This is a genomic window from Streptomyces alanosinicus, from assembly GCF_014650595.1.
GTDB classification, from domain to species: domain Bacteria; phylum Actinomycetota; class Actinomycetes; order Streptomycetales; family Streptomycetaceae; genus Streptomyces; species Streptomyces alanosinicus.
In genome coordinates, this window is the sequence record NZ_BMVG01000011.1 from 168465 (window position 1) to 188327 (window position 19863).

General features: G+C 73.2%; 17 protein-coding genes and 1 pseudogene. 10 read left to right on the plus strand and 8 right to left on the minus strand.

Annotation, left to right across the window (positions count from 1 at the left end):
• Position 1: 1 nt before the first annotated feature.
• Positions 2–497: pseudogene (locus IE277_RS23640) on the minus strand (L-rhamnose isomerase); the annotation flags it as partial.
• Positions 498–507: 10 nt separating this feature from the next.
• Between IE277_RS23640 and IE277_RS48875 the strand changes: the two are divergent.
• The 4 genes from IE277_RS48875 to IE277_RS23655 all read left to right on the plus strand — a co-directional run bounded on the left by IE277_RS48875 (position 508) and on the right by IE277_RS23655 (position 4355).
• Positions 508–636 carry a hypothetical protein gene (locus IE277_RS48875; protein WP_268252649.1) on the plus strand — a complete coding sequence of 43 codons (129 nt, stop codon included), beginning with the start codon at positions 508–510 and terminating at the stop codon, positions 634–636.
• A gap of 351 nt (positions 637–987) precedes the next feature.
• On the plus strand, positions 988–2019 hold the full coding sequence (locus IE277_RS23645; protein WP_189955578.1) for a LacI family DNA-binding transcriptional regulator: 1032 nt from the start codon (positions 988–990) through the stop codon (positions 2017–2019).
• A gap of 104 nt (positions 2020–2123) precedes the next feature.
• The gene (locus tag IE277_RS23650; protein ID WP_189955581.1) at positions 2124–3425 is read left to right on the plus strand and encodes an alpha/beta fold hydrolase; all 1302 of its coding nucleotides are present in this window, start codon (positions 2124–2126) and stop codon (positions 3423–3425) included.
• Between the two features lie 36 nt (positions 3426–3461).
• Entirely contained in the window at positions 3462–4355 is an 894-nt protein-coding gene (locus tag IE277_RS23655; RefSeq protein WP_229881926.1) for a pentapeptide repeat-containing protein, read from the plus strand.
• Here the strand turns inward: IE277_RS23655 and IE277_RS23660 are convergent.
• Positions 4317–5942, minus strand: a complete 1626-nt coding sequence (locus tag IE277_RS23660) for a cytochrome P450 (protein ID WP_189955583.1) — start codon at positions 5940–5942, stop codon at positions 4317–4319. The genes IE277_RS23655 and IE277_RS23660 overlap by 39 nt on opposite strands.
• A gap of 90 nt (positions 5943–6032) precedes the next feature.
• Here IE277_RS23660 and IE277_RS23665 point away from each other — a divergent pair, with 90 nt between their 5' ends.
• Both IE277_RS23665 and IE277_RS23670 read left to right on the plus strand, forming a co-directional pair.
• On the plus strand, positions 6033–6638 hold the full coding sequence (locus tag IE277_RS23665) for a TetR/AcrR family transcriptional regulator (RefSeq protein WP_189955585.1): 606 nt from the start codon (positions 6033–6035) through the stop codon (positions 6636–6638).
• Between the two features lie 81 nt (positions 6639–6719).
• Positions 6720–7445: a DUF2470 domain-containing protein gene (locus tag IE277_RS23670; RefSeq protein ID WP_189955587.1), complete on the plus strand. Its 726-nt coding sequence runs from the start codon at positions 6720–6722 to the stop codon at positions 7443–7445.
• Here IE277_RS23670 and IE277_RS23675 read toward each other — a convergent pair.
• From IE277_RS23675 to IE277_RS23695, 5 genes are all read right to left on the minus strand, one after another.
• Entirely contained in the window at positions 7413–8612 is a 1200-nt protein-coding gene (locus tag IE277_RS23675) for a lactonase family protein (protein WP_189955678.1), read from the minus strand. The genes IE277_RS23670 and IE277_RS23675 overlap by 33 nt on opposite strands.
• Before the next feature lie 132 nt (positions 8613–8744).
• A complete protein-coding gene (locus IE277_RS23680) occupies positions 8745–9782 on the minus strand; it encodes a hypothetical protein (RefSeq protein WP_189955680.1) in 1038 nt (345 codons plus the stop codon).
• Positions 9783–9845: 63 nt separating this feature from the next.
• Positions 9846–11099, minus strand: a complete 1254-nt coding sequence (locus IE277_RS23685) for an FUSC family protein (protein ID WP_189955589.1) — start codon at positions 11097–11099, stop codon at positions 9846–9848.
• Positions 11100–11143: 44 nt separating this feature from the next.
• On the minus strand, positions 11144–11638 hold the full coding sequence (locus IE277_RS23690; protein WP_189955591.1) for an FBP domain-containing protein: 495 nt from the start codon (positions 11636–11638) through the stop codon (positions 11144–11146).
• 128 nt (positions 11639–11766) lie between these two features.
• Positions 11767–12411, minus strand: coding sequence for a PAS domain-containing protein (locus IE277_RS23695; protein WP_189955682.1), 645 nt, complete (start codon positions 12409–12411; stop codon positions 11767–11769).
• 217 nt (positions 12412–12628) lie between these two features.
• On the opposite strand from IE277_RS23695, the gene IE277_RS23700 reads away from it, so the two are divergent.
• The 3 genes from IE277_RS23700 to IE277_RS23710 all read left to right on the plus strand — a co-directional run bounded on the left by IE277_RS23700 (position 12629) and on the right by IE277_RS23710 (position 18276).
• Positions 12629–15808, plus strand: coding sequence for a bifunctional cytochrome P450/NADPH--P450 reductase (locus IE277_RS23700; RefSeq protein WP_189955593.1), 3180 nt, complete (start codon positions 12629–12631; stop codon positions 15806–15808).
• A gap of 173 nt (positions 15809–15981) precedes the next feature.
• Complete coding sequence (locus IE277_RS23705) at positions 15982–17271, plus strand: ROK family transcriptional regulator (protein WP_189955595.1); 1290 nt, start codon at positions 15982–15984, stop codon at positions 17269–17271.
• Between the two features lie 126 nt (positions 17272–17397).
• A complete protein-coding gene (locus tag IE277_RS23710; RefSeq protein WP_189955597.1) occupies positions 17398–18276 on the plus strand; it encodes an alpha/beta fold hydrolase in 879 nt (292 codons plus the stop codon).
• Between the two features lie 180 nt (positions 18277–18456).
• Here IE277_RS23710 and IE277_RS23715 read toward each other — a convergent pair whose 3' ends face one another.
• On the minus strand, positions 18457–19497 hold the full coding sequence (locus tag IE277_RS23715) for a PHP domain-containing protein (protein WP_189955599.1): 1041 nt from the start codon (positions 19495–19497) through the stop codon (positions 18457–18459).
• A 109-nt stretch (positions 19498–19606) separates the two neighbouring features.
• On the opposite strand from IE277_RS23715, the gene IE277_RS23720 reads away from it, so the two are divergent.
• Positions 19607–19852, plus strand: coding sequence for a hypothetical protein (locus tag IE277_RS23720; RefSeq protein ID WP_189955601.1), 246 nt, complete (start codon positions 19607–19609; stop codon positions 19850–19852).
• Positions 19853–19863: the final 11 nt, after the last annotated feature.

The window sequence follows — 19863 nt, forward strand, 5'->3', positions numbered from 1 at the left end:
ACAGACAGTGGGCGTAGGCGGTGCCCCAGTCCGGCACATCGGTCGTGTAGAACGCCGGCTCGAACAGCTTGTACTCCAGCAGCATCCGCTGCCCCTCGCCGAGCCGCCCGTACACCTCGGCCAGCCCCTCCGCCAGCCGGTCCTGCCGCGCCCGGATGTCGTCCTGGCCGGGACAGTTCGTACCGTCGGCGAACCACAGCTTCAGATCCCGTGACCCGGTCGCGTCCATGATGTCGACGCACTCCAGGAGACGGGCGAGGGCCTTGCGCCGTACCGCCGCGTCCGGATGGCAGATGCTGCCGAGCCGGTAGTCGTCGTCCTGGAAGGTGTTGGAGTTGATCGCGCCAGCCGCAGCCGCGCTCCTCGGCGTACTCCGCGAGTGCCGTGTAGTCCTCGACCCGGTCCCAGGGGATGTGCAGCGCCACGGTCGGGGCCACGCCGGTGAACTCATGCACCTTCGCCGCGTCCTGGAGCTTCTCGAACGGATCGCGGGGCACTCCGGCCTGGGTGAACACCTTGAACCGGGGCCCCGAGTTCCCGTACGCCCACGACGGCGTCTCGACGGCCTGGGCCTTGAGCGCGGCCTTCACCGCGGCGAGGTCGGTCACGGCAGGACTCCTGGTGGTGTCGGGGTGACGACGGAGTATGTGAAGGAGTATGCGGATGAGTATGTGAAACGATTCAGAACCGCAAGCCAGGGGCCTTCCGGAGAGGTGTCAAGCGGTCCGGCCAACCCTCTTGCCCGTGACTCCACAGTGACCTTTGGGTGTCGAAACTTCTTCGATACGGCCCCATTGACGCGCCCCGGCCGCGGCGTCTACGGTCCCGGCAATCCAGTTGAAAGCTTTCATGGCGCGGTGAGGCCCTCGTGGTGCTTCTGCCGGTGTCGCCGGGTGAAGCGGACGAAACTGCCGCTCTTCGCCCTGCCGGCGTGACGGTAGTGGGAAATTCCCCCGCCGCCCCTCGTCCCCTGGAGGTCTTCGCCCGATGGCCCAGTCGGTGGGTATCAAGGACGTCGCCCGCGCCGCCGGAGTGTCGGTCGGCACGGTCTCGAACGTCATCAACCGTCCGGACACCGTCGCCGGCGAGACCCGGGCCAGGGTGCCGTCCGCGATCGAACGGCTCGGCTATGTCCGCAGCGAGTCCGCGCGCCAGCTGCGCGCGGGCCGCAGCCGGATCATGGGCCTGCTCGTGCTCGACATGGGCAACCCGTTCTTCGTGGACGTGGCGCGGGGCGCGGAGCGGGCGGCCCGCGAGGCCGGGCTCGGCGTGATGGTGTGCAACAGCGCGCAGAACGCCGCCGAGGAGGCCGAGTACCTGTCCCTGTTCGCCGAGCAGCGGGTGCGCGGAGTGCTGCTCACCCCGGCCGACGCCACCGGCCGTACCATCGCGGCCTTCCGCCGGCACAACATCCCGTTCGTGCTGGTCGACCGGGTCGCCGAGGGCACGAGCGAATGCTCGGTGTCCGTGGACGACGTGGCCGGCGGCGCCCTCGCGCTCCGTCATCTGGTGGACGCCGGGCACCGCTCCCTCGCCTACGTCAGCGGACCGCCCGGCCTCAACCAGGTCCGGGACCGCCGCACCGGAGCGCTGAACGCCCTCGCCGAGGCCGGGCTCGGCCAGGATGCGCTGCGCGAACTGCCCACCGAGCGCCTCGACGTGGCCGCGGGCCGGGACGCGGGCGCCCGTCTGCTGGGTCTCGCCGACCGTCCCACCGCCGTCTTCTGCGCCAACGACCTGCTGGCCCTCGGTGTGCTGCAGGCCCTGTACGCGGCCGGCGTCGCCGTGCCGGACGACCTGGCCATCGTCGGCTACGACGACATCGAGTTCGCCGCGGCGGCCGCCGTACCGCTGACCTCCGTACGGCAGCCCGCCGTCACCCTGGGCGCCCTCGCCGCCGAACTGCTGCTGGAGGAGACCGAGCGGCACGGGGGCGGGCCGGCCCATGAGCACCGCCGGGTGGTGCTCCAGCCGGAGCTGGTGGTCCGCCGCTCCAGCCTCGTCGCACGCTGCCCCTGAAGCTGACCGCGAGTTCAGTAAAAATCCATGATCCCCGGGGTCGGCGCGCGGCCGCTCTTGTGCTCAACTGGGAGGCGTCCGTGCCGTCCGTCCCAGGAGACCCGTTGAGCCTCAGCTACCGTCAGCCCGGCGTCATCCTCACCGACCGCCGCTTCACCGTCCCCCTCGACCACGCCGACCCGGACGGCGAGACCATCGAGCTGTACGCCCGTGAGGCGGTCGCGAGCGACAAGGCCGGGCAGGAACTGCCGTGGCTGCTGTATCTGCAGGGCGGTCCCGGCTTCGGGGCGAATCGTTTCGTCGGACGTCAGGCCTGGCTCGACCGGGCCCTTGCGGACTACCGCGTCCTGCTGCTCGACCAGCGCGGCACCGGCAGTTCCACCCCCGCCACCCGGCAGACGCTCCCCCTGCGCGGCGGCCCGGCCGAGCAGGCCGGCTACCTCAGCCGGTTCCGCGCCGACGCCATCGTCCGGGACTGCGAGGCCATCCGCCCCGAGGTCACCGGCGGCGCCCCGTGGACCGTGCTCGGCCAGAGCTTCGGCGGCTTCTGCACGGTGTCGTACCTCTCCCTCGCCCCCGAGGGCCTCACCACCGCCGTCGTCACCGGGGGCCTGCCCGCCCTGCGCGCCCACGCCGACGACGTCTACCGCGCGGCCTACCCGCGCATCGAACGCAAGGTCACCGCGCACTACGCCCGCTACCCGCAGGACATCGAGCGGGCCCGCCGTATCGCCGACCACCTGCTGACCCACGACGTGATCCTGCCGAACGGCTACCGGTTCACCGTCGAGGCCTTCCAGTCCCTCGGCCTGATGCTCGGCGCGAGCGACGGCAGCCACCGGCTGCACCACCTCCTGGAGGACGCCTTCGTCCGCACACCGGGCGGTCCGGAGCTGTCCGACGCCTTCCAGGAGCAGGCCCAGTCCCTGCTGTCGTACGCCGCACACCCCCTCTACGCCCTCGTCCACGAGTCGATCTACGGCCAGGACGCCCGGCCCACCGACTGGGCCGCCGAGCGGGTCCGCGCCGAATTCCCCCAGTTCGACGCGGCGAAGGCCCTCGCCGGCGATGCCCCCGTGCTGTTCACCGGGGAGAGCGTCCACCCCTGGATGTTCGAGACCGACCCGGCGCTGCGCCCCCTGCGCGACACCGCCGACCTGCTCGCCGCCCGCACCGACTGGCAGCCCCTGTACGACCCCGCCCGCCTCGCCGCCAACGAGGTCCCGGTCGCCGCCGCGATCTACCACGACGACATGTACGTCGACACCGGGCACTCCCTGGAGACCGCCCGCGCGATCCGGGGCCTGCGCACCTGGGTCACCGACGAGTTCGAGCACGACGGTCTGCGCGCGGGCGCGCCCAGGGTCCTGGACCGGCTGTTGTCGTTGGCGCGGGACGAGGTGTGACGCCGGGCCGCGCGCAGCGCCCGTAGGCTGTCGTATGTGTCAGACCAGCCAGACCAGACAGATCAGACAGCGGGCGCCGGGGGCGGCGTGGAACTGCGCGGGGACTGTGCACAGTGCTTCGGCTTGTGCTGTGTCGCCCTGCCCTTCGCCGCCTCCACCGACTTCGCGCTGAACAAGCCGGCCGGGAAACCGTGCCCGAACCTCCAGGGCGACCACCGCTGCGGCATTCACGCCGACCTGCGGAAGAAGGGGTTCACCGGCTGCACGGTCTACGACTGCTTCGGCGCCGGACAGAAGGTCTCGCAGATCACCTTCGGCGGGCAGGACTGGCGCACGGGGTCCGGGGAGCACGCGCGCCGGATGTTCGATGTGTTCCCGGTGGTGCGGCAATTGCACGAGCTGCTGTGGTATCTGACCGAGGCGCTCGGACTGTCCGCCGCCGGCCCCGTCCATGCGGACCTGCGGCGGGCGCTTCAGGAGACCGAGCGGCTGACCCTGCGGAGCCCCGGGGAACTGGCCGAGCTGGATGTGGACGCGCACCGCCGGCAGGTCAATGTGCTGCTGCTGCGGACCAGCGAACTGGTCCGGGCAGGCGCCGGCGGCGGTGCGGGCGGGAAGGGCGGGCGGAAGGCCGGGAGCAAGGGCAAGGACCGGCGCGGCGCGGATCTCATCGGGGCCCGGCTGCGGGGCGCCGATCTGCGCGGGGCGAGTCTGCGCGGCGCGTATCTGATCGCCGCCGATCTCACCGGTGCCGATCTGCGCGACGCGGACATGATCGGCGCGGATCTGCGCGACGCCGACCTGACCGACGCGGACCTCACCGGGGCGTTCTTCCTGACTCAGCCCCAGCTGAACGCTGCGCGGGGCAGTGCCGGGACCCGGTTGCCGGAGTCAGTCAGTCGGCCGGTGCACTGGGCAGCGGGACGCTGACACCGTTGGTTCCGCCGGGGGTGCGGCAACGGGGGAGTGCCGCGATGTGTCCTCGTTCGTCTGTGGGTCCGTTGTGGCTTGTCGCGCCCGCGCGGCGGTAGCCGCATGTCCGGCGCAGTCCCGCGCCCCTTGGCGGCGTTGTTCCAACCCCAGTCGCAAGCCCTCCGGCATCACGGTCAGACGTTCGGTCACGCTCAGCGAGTAGGCCGGGTCAGAGTGCAGGTCGTAGCGGCGCAGCAGCAGGCCGAGGACCAGGGTGGCCTCGTGCAGGGCGAACTGGCGGCCGATGCAGGCCCGTGCGCCGGTACCGAACGGCTTGAAGGTGTGCGGGGGCCGGGACCGTACGGCCTGTGCGTCGAAGCGGTCCGGGTCGAACCGCTCGGCGCCTTCGCCCCACACCTCGGGGTCGCGGTGCAGCATCGGCGTCAGCACCAGCGCCCAGGCGCCCCGGAGCATCGGATGGTCGTCGGCGAGCACGGTGTCGTGCCGGGCCTCGCGGGCGAAGGCCGGGGCGGTCGGCCACAGCCGCAGTGACTCGTCCAGCACCCGGCGGACGTAACGCAACTTGGCGACCTGGTCGTATCCGGGCTCGGCGGTGTCGCCCCAGACCCGGTCCACCTCCGCGCGGGCGCGGGCGGCGATCTCGGGATGCCGGGCCAGGTAGTACAGGGCGAAGGACAGCGCGCCCGAGGTGGTCTCATGGCCCGCGACCAGGAACGTGATCACCTGCCTGCGGACGTTCTCCGCCGACAGTCTCTCGCCGGTCTCCGGGTGGGCCGTCTCCAGCATCCGGTCCAGGAGGTCGCCGTCCCCGCGGCCCGAGCGGCGCCGGTCCGCGACCAGGTCGTCGACCGTGCGGTTGAGATGGGCCATGTCGGCCGCGTTGCGCCGGGCGGCGGCACGCAGCACCAGCGGGGCCAGCGGCGTCGGCACGCTGTTCAGGCGCTGGGCGTAGGTGAGCGTGCCGACCATCGCGGTGACGAAGGGGTGCGGCCGGTCCCGCTCGAAGGAGCCGAAGTCATGCCCGAACCCGGTCCGCGCGATCGTCTCCAGGGTCAGTTTGGTCATGTCGCCGGGCACGTCCACCGTGCGCCCGGCCGCCGCCTCACGGTCCCAGTGATCGGTCAGCCGCCCGGCGACCGCCAGCATCATGCCGTGGTAGCCGGCCATGGCCTCCCGGCTGAAGCCGGGCGCCAGGACGTCATGCGCCAGCTGCCAGTTGGGCTCGTGGTTGTAGGCGGTGAACAGTCCGTCCCCGGCGACGGGCCGCAGATTGGCCACGCCGAGACCGACATGCTTGGCGAACCGGGACTCGTCGGCCAGGTCCGCGGCCTGCCGCGCCCCCCAGACGAACACGAACTCCTTGCCGAAGGCCCGCCGCCGGAAGACCGGTCCCAGCTCGCGCGCGATGCGCATCGAGTCCTGCACGGGCGTGCGCCGGTCGACGCCGAGCACATCGCCGAGCAGCGGCAGCCGGCGCGGCGGATGCGGGATGCGGCGCAGTTCGGGCCAGCCCTGCTCGGCGCTGCGGAAACCCTTCGGCAGGCCCGGGTCCGTCCGCTGCGTGGTCTCCGTCGTCTGCGCCATGACGCCGATCTCCCGCCGTGTTGTACGTGGGTTCAATAACCGGTTTCAGTCTGGGCCGCTTGTTGAATCCACGTCAAGTAAAGTGACGCCATGCCCGTGAACCAGGGGGAGCGTGCCCGGCGCAGACTCAGCACCGGGGAACGCCGTGAGCAGTTGCTGTCGGTCGGGGCGAAGCTGTTCTCGGAGAGCCCCTACGACGACGTCCGGATCGAGCGGGTCGCCGAGATCGCCGGGGTCTCCCGCGGGCTGCTGTACCACTACTTCCCGACCAAGCGGGACTTCTTCGCGGCGGTCGTCGAGCGCGAGAGCGAGCGGATGCTGCGCATGACGGCGGCCGTGCCCGGTGTGCCGGTGCGCGAACAGCTCGGCGCCGGCCTCGACACCTATCTCGGCTACGTCCAGGCCCATGCCCACGGCTTCCGCGCCTTCCATCGCGCCGACGCCGCCGGCGACCAGGCCGTACGCCGGGTCTATCAGCGGGCCCTGGCGGCCCAGGAGCGGCAGATCCTGGCCGCGCTGGCCGCCGACCCCGAGCTCGGCCCCGTCCTGGAGGGTGCCCCGCAGGTGCGGCTGGCCGTGCGCGGCTGGCTCGCCTTCACCACGGCCGTGTGCCTGGAGTGGCTGCGCGAGGGCGAGTTGACCCGCGAGCAGGTGCGCGACCTGTGCGCGCGGGCGCTGTTGGGTGTCATCGTCTGACTCCTGCCGCCGGTGGGAGGTGGTTGGCGTGCGCCCCGATCTCCGATAAGTTAGGCAAGGCTTACCTAAGGAGGTCTCGGGATGGGTGACACGCAGGACTGGACGGCCGCACCCGGCGCGGCGGAACGGGCACGCTCGGTGCTGGCCGCCGCCTGGTCGTGTGCGGTGACCGCGGACGGCGCACGCGAGGAGTACGTCGGCGCGCACACCGTGACCGACGACGGCGCCGTACGACTGGCGGTGCCCGACGACAGCGCCCTGCTCACGGCGGCCGTCTGTGCCCCGCGTCAAGAGCCCTCCGCCGTACTGGAGTTCGCCGACGTGGCGCCCGTGCCGGTGCGCGGCCGGATCCGGTCCCGGCTCTATCTCGCCGGCTGGTTCGCCCCGGACCGCGGCACCCTGCTGTTCCGGCCCACGCGGGTGGTGCTGCGGCAGCCCTCCGGAGCCGTGGTCATCGACCTCGGCGAGTTCGCCGCCGCGCGGCCCGACCCGCTCGCCGAGGCCGAGGCCCGGCTGCTCACCCACCTCGCCGACGCCCACCCGGACGCCGTGGAGCGGCTGACCCGCCTCGTCCGGCCGGAGAGCCTGCACGCCGTGACCCGGGTGCTGCCCCTCGCCGTCGACCGGCACGGACTGACCCTGCGCATCGAGCGCACCCGCGCCCACGGCGACGTACGCCTGCCCTTCCACGCACCCGCCGACGACGTCGCCCAGCTCACCGAGCGCATGCACGCCCTGCTGGCCCAGGCCGGCGCGGCCGCCTGCCCCCGGGCCCTACAGCGGCAGCGCGCAGACGGCGACGGGTGAGGCGAACGGCTCGCCGGCCGGCCGGAGTTCACCGCTCGCCGGGTCCACCTGGAAGACGGTGACCGTGCTCGAGCGCTGGTTCGCCGCGAACAGCAGCCCGCCGTCCGGCGAGAGGGCGATCTGCCGTGGGAAGTCCCCGCCCACCGGCACCGTGCCCAGCAGCCGCAGCCCGGCGCCGTCGGCCTCGATCGCATAGCGCGCGATGCTGTTGGCGCCCCGGTTGGCCAGGAACGCGTACCCGCCGTCCGCCGTCACCGCGAACTGCGCCGGGTGGTTGGTGCCGCCGCCCGAGCCCGAGGACTGCGGGTCGCCGATCGTCAGCCGGCCGGTGCCGGGATCGTAGGCGCAGACGGCGACCGTGTCGTCCACTTCATTGGCCAGATAGGCGTGCCGGCCGCCCGGATGAAAAGTCAGATGGCGCGGCCCCGCCCCGGGCCGGGTGTGCGCCTGCGCCACCTCCGTCAGGGTGCCCTTCGCCTGGTCGAGGCGGTAGCTGTAGACCGTGTCCGTGCCGAGATCGACCGCGAGGACATGACCGCCGTCGGGAGCGGTGATGAACTGGTGCGCGTGCGGCCCGTCCTGCCCCGGACCCGGCGCCGGGCTGCTGTGCGTGACCAGGTCGGTGCGCTCGCCGAGGGCACCCGAGGCGTCGATCGGATGCACGGCGACACTGCCCGACCCGTAGTTGGCGCTCAGCAGCCAGTGCCCGCCGGGGTGCACCGACAGATGGCAGGGGCCCGCTCCGCCCGTGCCGCGGGCGCCGAGGATCCGCCGGTCGGCGAGGCGTACGGCGCTCACACCGCCGTCCTGCCGCTCGTCCACCGCGTACAGCGTGCGGCCGTCCGGGTGCACCGCGAGATATGACGGGTCGGGGACCCCGGTGAGCGTGCCGGAGCCGGTGATCCGGCCGGTCCCAGGGTCGTAGGTGGCCAGTCCGATGCCGGTGCCGCCGCCGTCGACCGAGGTGTAGGTGCCGAGGTGGAGGGGCCGGGGGCCGGCCTGGCGGCGGGGCGGTGCGGCGGCCCGCGGGGCGTCGGCCGGCGTCGCGGAACCGGCCGGCGGGGCCACCGGGGTCGGCACCGTCACCACCGCCGCCGCGCCCGCCACGGCCCCGACGAACCGGCGTCTGCTCCAGCTCCGGTCCCTCGACTCCGCCTCCGTGTCCATACCGCACCTCAGGTCGCCGACCGTCCCGCTCATGACAGCCACCTTGGCCCTGCGGGCGGTCAAGGGCAAGTACGGCAACGGACGTTGCGCATCACGCAACGCGCGCCATCACGCGCCGTCGTCCGACGTGCGTCACCACTCGCCGTCCTCCACCGGCCTGCCCGGCGCGTCCTTCAGCGGGGTCACCTGGCCCGCGGACGGCGGCTGCCACGGGTCCAGGTCGTCCCCGAGCCACTCGCCGACCGGCTTGACCGCCTCCAGGGTGTCCGAGGGGGCCAGATCCCCGGCATCGGCGTCGTAGTAGTCGTACCAGGGCAGTCCCGCGCTGGTGTACGCCGCCCGGTCGACCGGCGAGGGCGGGGGTGCCTCGCCGGTGATGCGCCGCCACTGGGGAGGGGTGACCAGGTGCACGAACACACGACCCGCGGGCTGCTCGGACCAGTCCGTCGGCGGCCGGTCGTCCTGGTAGACCTCCTGGCGCATGGTGCCGCCGACGCCGAGACCCATGGCGGCACCGCCGAACCGCGGCGCGCCCGGGGCGGACGCCGTCATCGCCATCGGCGCGCCGTACCCGCCCACGGGTCCGGTCGTCATGGCCCTGCACCGCTCCCGCTCCCTGGCCAGCTCCTGCTCCCGTCGGCGCCACTGTGTGAGGAGGGGCTCGCGCAGCGCGAACGACTGGAGCTGCACCCCGCCCCACACCTCCTCGCCGGTGACCTGGCCCTCCACCGTCGCCCCGAGTCCCAGCGGCACCGCGACGAACTGGCGGACGGTGCCCTTGCCGGAGTTGATGCCGTCCAGCCAGGGCTGGCGGGGCAGCACCACGTAGTTCTGCGGATCCCGGGCGAGCCGGTCGCTCCAGGGCCGGCCGGACACCGCACACACCTTGCCGACGCCCACCTGGAGGGCGGCCGGCTCCGTCGTGCCGGTGAAGCTCAGCCACATCGCCTCACGCAGATACACCGGCAGCATCACACCACCGCGCGCCCGCCACTCCTCGGGAACGGTGTCCGCGTGGTCCGCGACCCGCCGGACCGGGAACTCGCCCAGTCCCGGCGGCAGCGGATGCGTGCCCGTCTCCGGCAGCCGCAGTGTGCGGATGAACCGCACCGCCGCCCCGCCCGGCAACTGCAGGGTGTTCCCGTCGATCCGCACTCCGGAACCGGCCATCCGGTCGTCCCCCTCATGTCGCTCCGGCATCGCAACGCCCACCGTCCGTGGGAACGTTCATCCTCACCGAGAACGCTCACCGAGCCCCGTACGGTTCCGCCACAGCTCCTCCTGCACCCCGAGCCGTTCCCGCAGCCGGGTCATCCGGGGCAGCTTCGCCCGCTGCTCGCGCGAGACCCGGTCCAGCTCCTCCAGCAGGCGCCGGGCACGGTGCTCGGTGTTCAGCTCGTCGACGATCCGGGTCGTCTCGGTCAGCACGGCACCGAGCAGCTGCCAGTTGGCCCAGTCCTTGGCGACCTCCTCCCGCAGCAGCTCCGCCAGCCGGTCCCGGGTGCCCGCCGCCGTATGCAGTTCGGCGGACAGACGCGCCTCCGCCGACTCCGCGTTCTCGCTCAGATGAGTGGTGACCAGGACCGCGAAGCTGACCACCGCGTCACCGATCTCCGACAGCAGCTGCTCCACGGTGGCCCCGACCCGGGGCGGGAACAGGTCCTCGGACCCGCGTGCCTTCGCCAGGTCCGTGACGGACCTGGCGAGCACCCTGAGGACCACCGTGCAGATCTCCAGCGTGTCCAGACCCGTGCGCAGCACCACCCGGTGCAGCAGCCCCTCCCTGACCCGCGGATTGAGCCGCAGGCTGTCCTCGGCCTGCCGCAGCGAGGCGTCCACATGGGCGATGTGCTGGTCCAGCCGGCGTGCCTCGTGCAGCCGCTCGGCCGCCCGCTCCCAGGGGATCCGGCCCGCGGCCTCCTCACCCATCCGCAGCATCAACTGCCGTACCCGGCGGGCCAGGTCCTCGATCGAGCGGCCCGCCTCGTCCACCCACACCGGTGGCGGAAGCAGCAGATTGCAGGCCGTCCCGACCACCGCGCCGATCAGTGTCTCCACGATGCGCGCCCAGGCGGTGAAGCCGACGGTGGTGACCCCGAGGACCAGCATGGCGCTGATCGCCACCTCGGCCACGTACTCGTCGACCCGCACCAGATGCCCGACGGTCAGCGAGGCCACGATCAGCAGCGCGAGGCTCCACCACGTCAGCCCCACCAGCACGCTGAAGACGATCGCGACCAGCACCCCGGCCACGACCGAGTTCACCCGGCGGATGCCGTTGGTCAGGGTGGCGTAGAAGGTCACCTGGACGACCAGCAGCGCGGTCAGGGGCGCGGTGAGCGGCGCCGGCTCGGGGCTCAGCCGCAGGGCGATGACATAGGCGATCGTCGCCGCCGTCGCCGACCGCAGCGTCTGGACCACCACCGGCTCCCGGCGGCGCCCCAGCAGGCGCAGCAGCCCCGCGGTCCCCTTGCGTACGTCGTGCATCCCTTGGCTTGTTCCCGCTCCCCGGGCGCGTCGAACACCGAGCGTCAGATGTACAGCCTGTCGAGGAACGCCGACAGATTGCCCGTCGTACGGGCTATCTGCTCCTCGACCGTCAGGGTCTCCTCGAACCGGCTGCCGGACTCCGGCACCTTCCTGCCGCGCACATAGAGCGAACATGCCAGGTCGGTGCACATGTACAGGCCCACCGAGTTGCCCTCGCGGCCCGCCACGCCCGCTTTCCGTGCCGCCATCAGCGTCACCCCGCCACCGGGATGCGTGGTCAGACAGAGCGAGCACATGCTGCGGTGCAGAAATCCCCGCCGCGCGGTCTGGAAACGCAGGGCCACGCCCACGGGCCGGTCGTCGCGTACCGTGACCAGATAGCTGCGGTCGGGCGCGCCCGGATCCCGCCAGCCGAGGAAGTCAAGGTCGTCCCATGGACGTTCGCCGAGGTCCCGCGGGACCGTCAGCCGCTTGGCCTCGCCCTTGGAGCAGTTGACGAAGCAGTTGCGGATGTCCTGCTCGGTGAGCGATCTCATGGGGGGATTCCTTCCGGATACGTGGCTGTGAACATGTACACAGCCGTGAACCTAGTGGGTCTAGGTTCACGGCTAGCCTACGTAGCCATGGGAAGGGCGGGCCAATGGATTTCCGCGGACGGCAGGCCTCACCCCGGCGAGTCGGCCGTCCTCGCCTCCGGTGGCCACACCCCCGGCGCCAGCACCCCCAACGCGTAGGCGCGGGCCACCAGTTCGGTGCGGTTGGCCGCATGCCAGCGGGCCGAGAGGCGCCGTAGGTGGTAGGTGACGCCGTCCTTGCTCAGGCCCAGTTCGCGGCCGGCGCCGGCCGTGGTGGCGCCGGCCGCCAGCAGGGCCAGCACCCGGCCCTCCACCGGTGTGACCCGCACCGGCTCCGGCCCCGGCGGCGGGGACGCGCCGTGCACCCGCAGCATCACCAGCAGGGCCGGGGTCTCGTCCACGCTGTCGCTGACCGGGTCCGCCGTCAGTTCCCCGAGGCGTTCGGTCCCGTCGGGCGCCCGCCAGCGCACCGAGACCTGGTAGCGGGAGCGGTGCCGCAGCCGCAGCGCCTCGGCGATCCGCTCCACCTGGCCCGACTCCTCGGGGCGGAACAGGTCCAGTACGTCCTGGCCGCGCAGCCCTCCCGGCGTCGTACCGCACTCGGCCGCCATCGCGGGATTGGCCAGCACCACCAGGCCGTACACATCGCACACCGCGACCGGCACCGACACCCGGTCGAAGAGCGTCAGCGCCCGGTTGCGCCATACGACCCCGTCGGCCCGCCCCGTGTCCACGGCCACCTCCCGAAGTATCGAGTCACCCTCTCATCCAAGACGTGGATCCAGGTCAGCGGCAAACCGTACGCCCCGAGGACACCGGCGCCGGGGCCGCGCAAGGCCCGCGACCAAGATGTGACTGCACGATGGTGTAGTGCGCCGGAGCGGGTGCGCCCCGTGGGTCCACCACCCTGGAACCCAGTGCTCCGTTACCGCGAAAGGCAGTTGTCGCGCCATGCCCCCCACCGCACTGCACCCCGATCCGGCCGGAACCCTGCCCGGTGTCCCCGTCGTGGACATCACCGCCACCGGACCCGGACACACCCCCATGCAGCAGATCATGGGCCTGATGCGCGCCCACGGACCGGTGTTCGTGCGCCGGCTGCACGGCCGGGACGTGCTGTTCGTCGCCGACGCCGACCTGGTCGCGGACCTCGCTGACGAGGAGCGGTTCGCCAAGCACATCGGGCCCGCCCTGGAGAACGTGCGGGAATTCGCCGCCGACGGCCTGTTCACCGCGTACAACGACGAGCCCAACTGGGCCAAGGCGCACGACATCCTGATGCCCGCCTTCGCGCTCGGCTCGATGCGCACCTACCACCCGGTGATGCTCCAGGTGGCCCGCCGGCTCATCGGCTCCTGGGACCACGCGGCCCGGGACGGGCGGGCCGTGAACGTGCCCGACGACATGACCCGGATGACCCTCGACACCATCGGACTGGCCGGGTTCGGCTACGACTTCGGCTCCTTCGCCCGCAGCGAGCCGCACCCCTTCGTGGAGGCGATGGTCCGCTGCCTGGAGTGGAGCATGAACCGCCTGGCCCGCACCCCGGGCGAGGACGACTCCGCCGCCGACGCGGCCTTCCGGACGGACGCCGGCTATCTCGCCCAGGTCGTGGACGAGGTCATCGCCTCCCGCGCCGGCACCGACCAGAGCGGCGCCGAGGACCTGCTCGGACTGATGCTGAGCGCGCCGCATCCCGCCGACGGCACCACCCTGGACGCGGCCAACATCCGCAACCAGGTCATCACCTTCCTGATCGCCGGCCATGAGACGACCTCCGGCGCGATGTCCTTCGCCCTGTACTACCTCGCCAAGCATCCGGCCGTGCTCCGGCTGGTGCAGCGCGAGGCCGACGCGCTGTGGGGCGACGCGACCGACCCCGAGCCGTCGTACGACGACATCGGCCGGCTCACCTACACCCGGCAGGTCCTCAACGAGGCGCTCCGGCTGTGGCCGACGGCCGCCGCCTTCAGCCGGCACGCCCGCAAGGACACCCTGCTCGGCGGCCGGATCCCGCTCCGGGCCGGCCAGGCCGTCACCGTGGTCGCCCCGATGCTGCACCGGCAGCCGGTGTGGGGCGACAACCCGGAGCTGTTCGACCCCGAGCGGTTCACCGCACAGGCCGAGGCGGCCCGCCCGGTGCACGCCTTCAAGCCGTTCGGCACCGGTGAACGCGCCTGCATCGGGCGGCAGTTCGCGTTGCACGAGGCGACCATGCTGCTCGCCATGCTGGTCCACCGCTACCGGCTGCACGAGGACGCCGACTACCGGCTCACCGTGAAGGAGACCCTCACCCTCAAGCCCGAGGGCCTCACCCTCACGCTCACCCCGCGCACCCCCGCCGACCGCGTCCACGCCCCGCTGCCCGGGGCCGCCGTGGCCCCGTCCGAAACGACGGCCGCCGCGGACACCCTCCCCGCCCGCGTCCGGCCCGGCACCAGCGCCCTCTTCCTGCACGGCAGCAACTACGGCACCTGCCGTGCCTTCGCCGCCCAGCTCGCCGACGAGGCCGCCGCCGTGGGCTGCGCCACCGAGGTCGCGGCCCTGGACGCCTACGCGGAGGGACTGCCCGCCGACCGGCCCGTCGTCATCACCGCCGCCTCCTACAACGGCCGCCCCACCGACGACGCCACCGCCTTCACCGCCTGGCTCGACGGCACCCCCGACCTGACCGGTGTGACCTACGCCGTCCTCGGCGTCGGCGACCGCAACTGGGCCGCCACCTACCAGCAGGTGCCCACCCGCGTCGACGCCCGCCTCGCCGAACTGGGCGCCACCCGGCTGACCGACCGGGCCGCCGCCGACGCCTCCGGCGATCTCACCGGCGCCGTCCGGGAGTTCACGGCCCGGCTGCGCACCGCACTGCTGACGGAGTACGGCGACCCCGACGCCGCGCCGCAGACCACCGCCGACCCCGCCCACGCCTATGAGGTCCGCACGCTGGACGACGGCCCGCTGGACGCCCTCGCCGCCCGGCACGAGCTGGTGCCGATGGCCGTGACCGAGGCGTACGACCTGACCGCGCCGGGCCACCCGCGCACCAAGCGGTTCCTGCGCGTCGCCCTGCCCGAGGGCGTCACCTACCGCACCGCCGACCATCTGACCGTCCTGCCGGCCAACGCACCGCGGCTGGTGGACCGCGCCGTCGCCGCGTTCGGCCTCGACCCCGACGCCGTGCTCGACATCCGCGCCACCCGCCCGCGGCGCGACAATCTCGCCGTGGACCGCCCGCTGTCTGTACGGCAACTCCTCACCCACCACGTCGAGTTGCAGGAGCATCCGACGGCACGCCAGCTGACCCTGCTCGCCGAGGCCAACCCCTGCCCGCCCGAGCGCGCCGCCCTCGCCGCCCTGACCGGTGACGATCCGCGCACCCTGGTCGAACTGGCCGAGGACCACCCCGCGCTGCGCGGCGCGCTCGACTGGCCGGCGCTGCTCGACGTGCTGACCCCGCTGCGGCCCCGCCACTACTCGGTCTCCTCCTCGCCGGCCGTCGACCCGCGCCACGCGGACCTGATGGTCTCCGTCCTCGACGCCCCCGCCCGCTCCGGCCGCGGCCGCTACCGCGGCACCGGATCCGGCCACCTCGCCTCCCTCGGGGCCGGCGACACGATCCACGCCCGGATCCAGCCCTGCCGCGAGGCCTTCCGGATCGACGGCTCGGGGCCGGTCGTGATGGTGGCCGCCGGCACCGGACTCGCCCCGTTCCGCGGCGCCGTCGCCGACCGCGCCGCGGCCCGCGCCATGGGCCGCCAACTTCCGCCCGCTGTGCTGTACTTCGGCTGTGACGCCCCCGACGCCGACTTCCTGCACGCCGGGGAGCTGCGGGCCGCCGAGGCGGCCGGCGCCGTCTCGCTGCGCCCGGCCTTCAGCGCCGCCCCCGAGAACGGCGCCGCCTTCGTGCAGCACCGCATCGCCGCCGAGGCCGACGAGATCGGGGAACTGCTGGACGCCGGCGCCCGGGTGTACGTCTGCGGCGACGGCGCCCGGATGGCCCCCGGCGTCCGGGCGGCGTTCCGCACGCTGTACCGGGAACGCACCGCCGGCAGCGACGAGGCGGCGGCCGAGCGCTGGCTCGACTCGCTCGTGACGGACGGGCGTTATGTCGAGGACGTGTACGCGGCGGGCTGAGCCGCGCCACACACACGCTCTGGCACCTCATGGACCGCCCCGTGCCCCTCGTGGCGCGGGGCGGCCCCGGCTCCGCTTAGCTCAGATCGTGAACTAAGGCGTGGAGGAATATCGCGTTCCGGCTGTCCGAAGGGGTATGTTGCAGGTCGGGCAGGGTTCGTGAAGGGAGCCGTATGGCGGCGCGTAACGGGCGCACGGTGCGCGATCTCAGGCGGGGCAACCGCACGGAGGTGCTGCAGAAGCTGTACTTCGACGGCCCCCTCAGCCGCTTCGAGCTGGGCCCGGCCACCGGCCTCAGCTCCGGCTCGGTCAGCAACGTGGTCGCCGATCTGGTCGCGGACGGCCTGGTCGAGGAGGCCGGCAGCGTCGACTCCGACGGCGGCCGGCCCCGCACCCTGCTGCGCGTCGCCCCGCAGAGCGGCCAGCTGATCGGCGTCGACGTCGGCGAAACCCGGGTCCGCGTCGAGCTGTTCGATCTGGCCCTGACCGAACTCGCCCGCACCGAACGCCGGCTGAGCCCGCAGGGGTACGACGTCGAGGTGATCGCCGGTCATATCCGCGACGGCGTCGCCGAGGTCCTCGGCGCGGCGCAGGCCGCGCCCGAGCGGCTGCTCGGCGTCGGTGTCGGCGTCCCCGGCATCGTCGAGCACACCCCGGAGCGGGGCGCCGTCGTGCACGGACAGACCATCGGCTGGGACGCGGTCCCGCTGGAGCGGCTGCTCCGCTCGGCCTCCCGGCTCCCCGACGAGATCCCGTATTTCATCGACAACGGCGCCAAGACCCTCGGCCAGGCCGAGATGTGGTTCGGCGCGGGCCGCGGCGCCCGCAACGCCGTCGTCGTGCTCTTCGGCTCCGGCGTCGGCGCCTGCGTGGTCACCCCGGAGGTGGAGCACGGACGGGCCGTCGAGTGGGGCCATCTGACGGTACGGGTGCGCGGGCGCCGCTGCCGCTGCGGCGCGCCCGGCTGCCTGGAGGCCTACGCGGGCGCCGAGTCGCTGCTGGCCCGCTGGCGCGAGGCGGGCGGCCGGCCGCCCGGGGACACCGACGAGGAGACCGCGCTCACCGCGATGCTCGCCGCCGCCTACCCGGCCGAGGGCACCGCGCCCGACCCGGTCGCGCTGGCCGTCCTGGAGGAGACCGCCGAGTACCTCGGCGCCGGCCTGTCCGACCTGATCAACCTCTTCCAGCCCGAGCGGATCCTGATCGGCGGCTGGGCCGGGCTCCAGCTCGGCACCCGCTTCCTGCCCGCCGTACGCCGCCATGCGACGACGTACGCGCTGCGCCATCCGGCCGACAGGGTGAGCATCGACCTCGGCCGGCTCGGTCCGGACGCGGTCACCGTGGGCGCCGCGATCCTGCCGCTGGCCGAGTTCTTCGGCAGCGGCGGCCGCCGCCCGGAGCCGGTCGCCGAGGACCGCCCGCCCGCCTGGCGTGCGGCGCTCCGGCAGCGGGCGCCGCGCTGAGCGGACCGCGCGCCCGGCCATGACATGGCAGGTAATCGACCCGTGCGCGGGACCCGGGGAGTATCGGGGATGTCAGCGCGACCGAGCAGCGTCGCACCTGGTTCCGACCGCCCGAGGAGGCACCCCATGCCGTACTTCGAGAGCCCCGTCGACGGCACCCGACTGCACTACGCCGACCACGGCCCCGCCACCGGGCCCGTCGCCGTCTTCGTCTCCAGCGCCTACATGGGGCACGAGATGTGGGAGTACCAGATGCTGCCCCTCGCGGAGGCCGGTTACCGCTGTGTCGCCCTGGACCGGCGCGGCCACGGCCGCTCCGACGACGTCTGGTCCGGCTACGACCTCGACACCCTCGCCGACGACGTACACGGTCTGCTCGACCACCTCGACCTGCGCGACGTCACCCTCATCGGCCACTCGGTCGGCACCGGTGAGGTGATCCGCTGTGTGACCCGGCACGGCCGGGCCCGGGTGGCCCGCGTCGCGCTCGTCGCCGGTGTCAGCCCCGGGACCGTCCGCTCGCCGGGCACCCCGGACGGCCTGGACCCCCAGGTCGTGCGGGCCGACGACGAGCTGTTCCGGCGGGACCGGGCCGGGTACTTCACCGCCCTGGCCGACGACTTCTTCGCCGTCCACCTGCCCGGCAACCAGGTGTCGGCGCCGTACGTCCGCTACATGATCGACCGCTGCCTGGTCGCCACCCCGCGGGCCGCGAACGGCATCCGGGCCGTGGTGGCCGCGCTCGACCTGGCCGGCGAGCTGCCCGCGCTGGACCTTCCGGTGCTGGTCGTGCACGGCACCCATGACACCTCGGCGCCGCTGGCCGGCACCGGTGAGCGCGCGGCGCGGCTGCTGCCGGACGCCACCTTGAAGGTGTACGAGAACGCCGGCCACGGCCTGTTCGCCACGCACGCCGCCCGGCTCACGGCCGATCTGCGGGAGTTCCTGGACGCCGGGGCCGTCCGCGCCGCCGAGCCGGCCATTGCCGGTGCCGGACGCCCCTGAACACGAACCGGCGCCGGACGGCCCCGGACGGAGAAGGGCCCCGGCCGCGACGGGGGAATCACGGCCGGGGCGGTCCGGGGGCCTTCGCTTTGTTCAACGGGCAATCACTCCGCGGTGTTCCGCGACCGTACATGACCTGCGTCACCCTGAGTGATCGCGGTCCGGGCGGTCCCGGACGCGTCAGGCGGGTGCCGCGCGCGCCGGCACCCGGCCCTCGTGGGTCCAGGCCAGCAACTCGTCGGCGGACCAGGTGGTCACCACCCGCTCGGCGGGCACCGCGCACTCCTCGGCGCGGGCGCAGCCGAGGATCTGCCAGTCCAGCTGTCCGGGCGCGTGCGCGTCGGTGTCGACGGAGAACAGCACCCCCGCCGCCACCGCCCGGCGCAGCAGCCGGCGAGGCGGGTCCAGCCGCTCGGGCCGGCTGTTGATCTCCACGGCCGTACCGGACTCGGCGCAGGCGGCGAACACCGCGTCCGCGTCGAACTCCGACTCCGGCCGCCTCCGTCCCGTCACCAGGCGCCCGGTGCAGTGTCCGAGGACATCGGCGTGCGGATCACGTACGGCGGCCACCATCCGGCGGGTCATCGAGCGGGCGTCCATCCGCAGCTTGGAGTGCACGGACACCACGACCACGTCCAGCCGCGCCAGCAGCTCCGGCTCCTGGTCCAGCGAGCCGTCCTCCAGGATGTCGCACTCGATCCCGGTGAGCAGCCGGAACGGCGCCCACCGCGCATTCAGCTCCGCCACCGCCGCCAGCTGCTCCCGCAGCCGCTGTGCCGACAGCCCGCGAGCCACGGTCAGCCGCGGGGAGTGATCGGTGAGGGCGGTCCACTCATGGCCGAGCGCGGCCGCCGCCCGCCCCATCTCCTCGATCGGACTCCCTCCGTCGGACCAGTCCGAATGGGTGTGACAGTCCCCGCGCAGACGCGCCCGCAGCCCGGCCCCGGCGCCGTCGGCGGGCGCGGCCGGGCTCTCCTCCTCCAGGTCACGCAGATAGCCGGGCACCTCCCCGGCCAGCGCCTCCCGCACCACCTGCGCGGTCTTCGGCCCGATGCCCCGCAGTGCCTCCAGGCTCCCGTTCGCCGCCCGCTCGGCGACCTCGCCCTCGGGCAGCGCGGCCAGCGTGCGGGCGGCGGTACGGAAGGCTCTCACCCGGTAGGTGGGCGCGAGCGACCGTTCCAGCAGGAAGGCGATCCGGTCGAGGGCGGCGACGGGTTCCACACCATCACGGTGGCACGACGAGCCCCGAGGGGCGCGGGAGCGCCGTCGATCTTCAGGCCGGCTCCGGTGGACGACTCGTCGGAGCCGGATGCGTTCTACGCTCTATTCCATGACCGAACAAGGAGTTCCGCACATCTCCCATCCGCGGGTCCTGGTGCTCGGTGTGTGCCAGGGCAAACCGGGCGAGCCGCCCTTCCGGATCATGGAGATCGACGGTCAGGTGATCGGTGCGGCCAGGCACGTGACCGACGTACTGGAGACCGCCGCCTCGTACGGCATCACGATCCATGACATGGACGACCCGGACCTGGTCCGCTGGGTCGGCGGGGACAAGTACACCTGGACACTGCACTGAGCCACCCGGAC

Bases quoted from the DNA above. Each gene is read 5' to 3' on its own strand.
- IE277_RS23645 (WP_189955578.1), top strand. From the start codon at position 988: ATGGCCCAGTCGGTGGGTATCAAGGACGTCGCCCGCGCCGCCGGAGTG.
- IE277_RS23660 (WP_189955583.1), bottom strand. From the start codon at position 5,942: ATGGCGCAGACGACGGAGACCACGCAGCGGACGGACCCGGGCCTGCCG.
- IE277_RS23665 (WP_189955585.1), top strand. From the start codon at position 6,033: ATGCCCGTGAACCAGGGGGAGCGTGCCCGGCGCAGACTCAGCACCGGG.
- IE277_RS23670 (WP_189955587.1), top strand. From the start codon at position 6,720: ATGGGTGACACGCAGGACTGGACGGCCGCACCCGGCGCGGCGGAACGG.
- IE277_RS23675 (WP_189955678.1), bottom strand. From the start codon at position 8,612: ATGGACACGGAGGCGGAGTCGAGGGACCGGAGCTGGAGCAGACGCCGG.
- IE277_RS23680 (WP_189955680.1), bottom strand. From the start codon at position 9,782: ATGGCCGGTTCCGGAGTGCGGATCGACGGGAACACCCTGCAGTTGCCG.
- IE277_RS23685 (WP_189955589.1), bottom strand. From the start codon at position 11,099: ATGCACGACGTACGCAAGGGGACCGCGGGGCTGCTGCGCCTGCTGGGG.
- IE277_RS23690 (WP_189955591.1), bottom strand. From the start codon at position 11,638: ATGAGATCGCTCACCGAGCAGGACATCCGCAACTGCTTCGTCAACTGC.
- IE277_RS23700 (WP_189955593.1), top strand. From the start codon at position 12,629: ATGCCCCCCACCGCACTGCACCCCGATCCGGCCGGAACCCTGCCCGGT.
- IE277_RS23705 (WP_189955595.1), top strand. From the start codon at position 15,982: ATGGCGGCGCGTAACGGGCGCACGGTGCGCGATCTCAGGCGGGGCAAC.
- IE277_RS23710 (WP_189955597.1), top strand. From the start codon at position 17,398: ATGCCGTACTTCGAGAGCCCCGTCGACGGCACCCGACTGCACTACGCC.
- IE277_RS23720 (WP_189955601.1), top strand. From the start codon at position 19,607: ATGACCGAACAAGGAGTTCCGCACATCTCCCATCCGCGGGTCCTGGTG.